The 334-nt window shown below is 53.3% G+C and carries 1 pseudogene; it reads left to right on the forward strand.

Annotation, left to right across the window (positions count from 1 at the left end):
* Positions 1 to 37 precede the first annotated feature (37 nt).
* Positions 38 to 211, forward strand: a pseudogene (locus tag F1735_RS34505) (IS6 family transposase); the annotation flags it as partial.
* Between the last annotated feature and the right edge of the window lie 123 nt (positions 212 to 334).

Below are 334 nucleotides of genomic sequence, written 5' to 3' on the forward strand. Positions count from 1 at the left end.
ATGTAAACTGCGGCGCCCGAACCCAGGACGAATCGACATGCTCAACTTCAAAGGGATGCGCTTTCCGATCGACGTTATCCTGGTCTGCATCCGATGGTATGTGGCCTATCCGCTGAGCTACCGGCACGTCGAAGAGATGATGGAAGAGCGCGGCGTGTCGGTCGACCATTCGTCGATCAACCGTTGGGCGATTCGTTTCCTGCCACTCATCCCCCTGTGTCAGACTACTTGTCGGGTGTGTTTTTGAACAAAGTATGTCGTGATCTTGAGCGTTGTAGTGGGGTTTTTAGGGTTCGTTCTTGTGCTGTACTTTTGACATCGTTTCCGGGAGCGG

It is taken from the genome of Massilia genomosp. 1 (assembly GCF_011682185.1).
Classification (GTDB): Bacteria; Pseudomonadota; Gammaproteobacteria; order Burkholderiales; family Burkholderiaceae_D; genus Telluria_A; species Telluria_A rubra.